This window comes from Neobacillus drentensis, from assembly GCF_036965645.1.
Taxonomy (GTDB): domain Bacteria; phylum Bacillota; class Bacilli; order Bacillales; family Cytobacillaceae; genus Neobacillus; species Neobacillus drentensis_D.
This window is the reverse complement of sequence record NZ_JBALPZ010000192.1, coordinates 1-4,215: the sequence shown is the minus strand read 5'-3', so window position 1 is coordinate 4,215 and position 4,215 is coordinate 1. Positions and strand designations below refer to the sequence as shown.

At 40.8% G+C, this 4,215-nt stretch carries 3 protein-coding genes; 1 reads left to right on the top strand and 2 read right to left on the bottom strand.

Features of this window, described 5'->3' with window-relative positions; all coding sequences use genetic code 11:
• Nucleotides 1-473: 473 nt before the first annotated feature.
• On the bottom strand, nt 474-1,847 hold the full coding sequence (locus tag V7266_RS27470; RefSeq protein WP_335472394.1) for an Ig-like domain-containing protein: 1,374 nt from the start codon (nt 1,845-1,847) through the stop codon (nt 474-476).
• 172 nt (nt 1,848-2,019) lie between these two features.
• Complete coding sequence (locus tag V7266_RS27465) at nt 2,020-3,126, bottom strand: cupin domain-containing protein (RefSeq protein ID WP_335472393.1); 1,107 nt, start codon at nt 3,124-3,126, stop codon at nt 2,020-2,022.
• A gap of 250 nt (nt 3,127-3,376) precedes the next feature.
• On the opposite strand from V7266_RS27465, the gene V7266_RS27460 reads away from it, so the two are divergent.
• Nucleotides 3,377-4,189, top strand: a complete 813-nt coding sequence (locus V7266_RS27460) for an alpha/beta fold hydrolase (protein WP_335472392.1) — start codon at nt 3,377-3,379, stop codon at nt 4,187-4,189.
• The last annotated feature ends 26 nt before the right edge of the window (nt 4,190-4,215 follow it).

The following is a 4,215-nucleotide window of genomic DNA, read 5'->3' as shown; positions in this document are numbered from 1 at the left end:
GTGTAGAGCTCTGTGTTGTCGCCACTGCTGCTGTTTGGCTTGTTGTATTTTTATTTGTAGTTCCCATGTATGACATCAATCCGGCTGCGAGAGCAAGACTTGCAAAGCTTACTCCCCAAGAAGTAAATTTCTTTTTTTCCATGTGAAGGACTCCTTTCAATTTTTAATGCTTTCTTTAAGTCCATGTCTGTATTATGGAACCTCAACCTTAATTAAGTCTTAACAGAGGTTAAAAACTTTAAGTAATGTGTTTATATTGAAAAAAGCCAATTGCTTTGCAGACAAATTGGCTTATAAGAACTATACTTTCTCGCATCTTATTATATAGAAACTAAGAGCTGGAAAAAATATTTCAAGTCACCAAATCAAATCGTTTCCGCACTAAAAAAACCTGAAGCAGATGTGTGCTTCAGGTTTTTCACTTACTGAAATTTACTCAATATAGCAACATGACGGGAATTTACCTACGTAATTTAATAGACAGTTACATATACGGACTTGCTTTGATTGTAGGCCTTATCCATAGAAATAACCTCTAACGTTGACCCTTTTGTTTGAAGATTGATTGTCGCTGTATATTTTCCATAGCTATCTACCGTTGCTTTTCCAATCAATGTAGTCCCTTTATAAATATAAATCGTTGAACCTTTCTCCCCTGTACCTGTTACACTTTTTGATAAATAGGTCACCTTATTAACAGTCGGAGTGGCAGGAGGAGTTTTGTCCAACACCTTCAAAATGGTTCCAGAGCTTTGGTTACCTGCTAAGTCGGTCGCATAGATCGTTAAGGTTGTATCGGCTTTTTGGGCTGCAGAGAGTTTGATAATAAAATCACCTGTACTGCTTGCTGTTCCCTGGCCTAGGACAGTAGTGCCGAGTTTGATCGTCACTTTTGCATTTGCTTCCGTCTTGCCATTGACAATGGTCTGATTATCCCCGACTGAATAAACAGTAGGTTTGGCTGGCGGTGTTTTATCCGCCACTTTTACAGACACCGTACCGCTTTTGTTTCCAGCGGCATCTTGGGCATAAAACGTCAATATCGTTCCTGCTTTTTGGGTAGAAATAGTAAAACTATAGTTTCCTGCTGAATCTGCTTTACCTGAGCCAATCGTGGTTGTTCCTAATTTGGCATATACTGTTGAATTGGCTTCTGCTGTCCCAGACACTGTTGTATCCTTATCACTGATAGCACTGACGTATGGCTTGGCTGGCGGAGTTGTATCAACTACCGGCGCAACATAGTAAGGGTTTTTCACTTTAAAAAGTGTTGTATCAGAATAATATGTATCATATATCGTGTCAGCAAGACCCAGTCTTATATAGATATATGGCTGATTGCTAAAATCGGATTTTGTGACATAAGAATGTAGATTTGAATTATAAGATCCATATGTGTCAAACTGGGTATACCCGGCAAATGACAAGGTACTGCCATAGCTTTTATAAAACTCAATCGTAGTAATCGTATCTTTGTAATACGCATAATCACTAGAATCAGTGACTTGAATATCCATCTTATCACTTGAATAGTTTGATACCGATCCAAAGTAAATATCATGGTAGGTATAGTAACTATCAAGCAAAAGATCTACGTATTGCCCAGCAGTTACCAATGGGTAATCAGCCACGTCCGTATAGGATTGACTCTTTAATGTTGATTTTATTAGCGGACTTTGTGGAGTAGTTTTAATGATGGTTTTACCGATTGACTTGATCGGCAGACTACTTGATTTACTAATTGGCTTCTCCGGCTCACCGTTGGTTTGACCAAAGGCAACCGATGGAATAATGATAAACAAACAAACAACTACTAAACTGCTAAATAACGTTTTGAAAGCTTTCACACTCTTTCATCTCCTTTTCCCTCCTATTTTACCAATAAATAGGGAGAAAGTCTTTAACTATTTTGAAAAAATTTCAAATTAATAGTTCTATATAACTAGACTTAAAATAGAAGCATGGGGACGGTTCTAGTGCGTCCTTAATGAATGAGCATGAGAACCGGCCCCGTGTTTCTCAATCAGATTCGTCAGTATCGGGGGGGCCAATGACAACTGTTTCATCAATTGGGGATAATACTTTGTCTATTTTTCTTGCATTCACATCATAGGCGAGTTCAAAAACATCTGGCGGTGTTAATCTTAAAACATCTGATCCCTCGACCGATTGGATTTGACCATCATTAAAGGCTACTAAAAGATGAGCTTCCTCGGTAACACAAGTAATCCAATGCCACCATCCTTTTGGCAGGAGTGTGACCTGACCAGGTTTAACATGATAGGTTTGGAACTCTAAGGTCGACGGATTAAAAATCGATATGATTACCTCTCCAAAGATAACAAAATCTAGTTCATCCGCATTTGGATGCCAGTGCGGCTCGCGAATATGAGCCCGGCTTAGAAAAAGATCCCCTAAAGCTAGGTCCTGCATCTCCGGGATTTGAGCAGAGGTAACTTCGTAAAGTACATTTTCAGGATTCCGTTGAAAGCCTACATTGTCGCTGACATCAAAAAATAGATCAGGAGAAGTCTTGGGACCCCACCACATTCCTTGCCTTCTTCTATTCATGGGTGCAAACATTTCGCTAATCAAGTCATCTAACGGAACACCAGTTTTTGGTCCAATCACGACGGTCTCAGTAATTGGTGCCAAAACCTTTGCTAACTTTTCCGCATTAACACCATAAGCCAACTGAAAAACCTCTGGCGGAGTCTTTCGAAGGATGTCGGAGCCAAAGATATTTTCACGTTTTTCATTATCATAGATCGCAACAATATGCGCTTCTTCCGTAATGGAGATGATCCAATGCCACCAGTTAATTGGGATAAAAACCACGTCTCCCGGTTTCACACGATAAGTAAGCAATTGCGGAGTGAAGGGATCTAGAACAGAGATAATGGCTTCCCCACTAACCACATAATCCAGCTCAGCTGCATTTGGATGCCAATGCGGTTCTAATATGTGACCCCTGCTCAGAAAGATGTTGTCCAATCCTATATCTCTCAGAACTGGCAGCTGCACTGAAGTAACTTGGAAGATAATATTTTCCGCATTCCTTTTAAAAAATACACTTTCCCTTGAATCGAAGAAAAGATTGGTGTTACTAGTTTGGTTATTTTTCATTTTTAACCTCCTGCTCCAAAAATACAGGTATTAGGGCACTCTTCCTAAATGACCCGCTATGTATACATATGCAAGCTCAAACCCCTTGACTGGTTAACTGTCCGGGAACTTCATGGGCAAGTACAAAAAAAGAAAGCCCACTACGAAGCCTTCTCTTCAACTGAATCAATGGTTCCTTAAACGTTTTGTTCATTTCCATCATGACCCAGAATATAGTCTAAAAGAATACTCAACTAATGGAGGAATCTGTATGGGCTACTATATTCAAGTGGAATCCAACGTGTCCATTTATGTAGAAGACATTAATCCGGGAAGCGACAAGGTAATTTTATTTCTTCATGGATGGCCGGCAAACCATCAGTTATTTGAATATCAGTTTAATCAACTGCCGAAAATGGGATATCGTTGTATCGGCTGGGATCAAAGAGGTTTTGGGAAATCAGATAAACCATGGGGAGGATATGACTACGACCGGCTGGCAGACGATGTTCGGACTGTCATTGAAGCATTACATTTACAAAATATCACGCTGGCTGGACACTCCACCGGGGGAGCCATTGCCATCAGATATATGGCACGTCACAGCGGCCACGGGGTTTCCAAGCTCGTCCTAATGGCAGCGGCAGCTCCAAGTTTGATCCAACGGCCCTACTTTCCCCATGGCCTAAAAAAAGAAGAGGTACTTAACATCATAAAAGGAACCTATAATGACCGGCCCAATATGCTGCGAGGATTTGGAGATATGTTTTTCTTTCAGCATACCACCCAAGCATTATCGGATTGGCTGTTCCATTTAGGTCTGCAGGCGGCAAGCTGGTCAACTGCAGCAATCGCAAACACTTGGCTATACGAGGAAAAACTGTTTCATGATTTAGGAAAAATTCATGTTCCCACTCTCATTCTTCATGGAATTCACGACCAAGTATGTCACTTCCCCTTGGCGGAAGCACAAAATCGAGGAATCAGGAATTCCAAACTAGTACCATTTCAAAACAGCGGCCACGGACTAATCTGGGATGAGCGAGACAAACTCAATCAAGAATTAGCACAGTTTATTGGGTAAGATGGGAGCATGGGTGGGAGCATGGG

Excerpts from the sequence above, each read along its gene's own strand:
- V7266_RS27460 (WP_335472392.1), top strand. The coding sequence starts at position 3,377 with ATGGGCTACTATATTCAAGTGGAATCCAACGTGTCCATTTATGTAGAA.
- V7266_RS27465 (WP_335472393.1), bottom strand. The coding sequence starts at position 3,126 with ATGAAAAATAACCAAACTAGTAACACCAATCTTTTCTTCGATTCAAGG.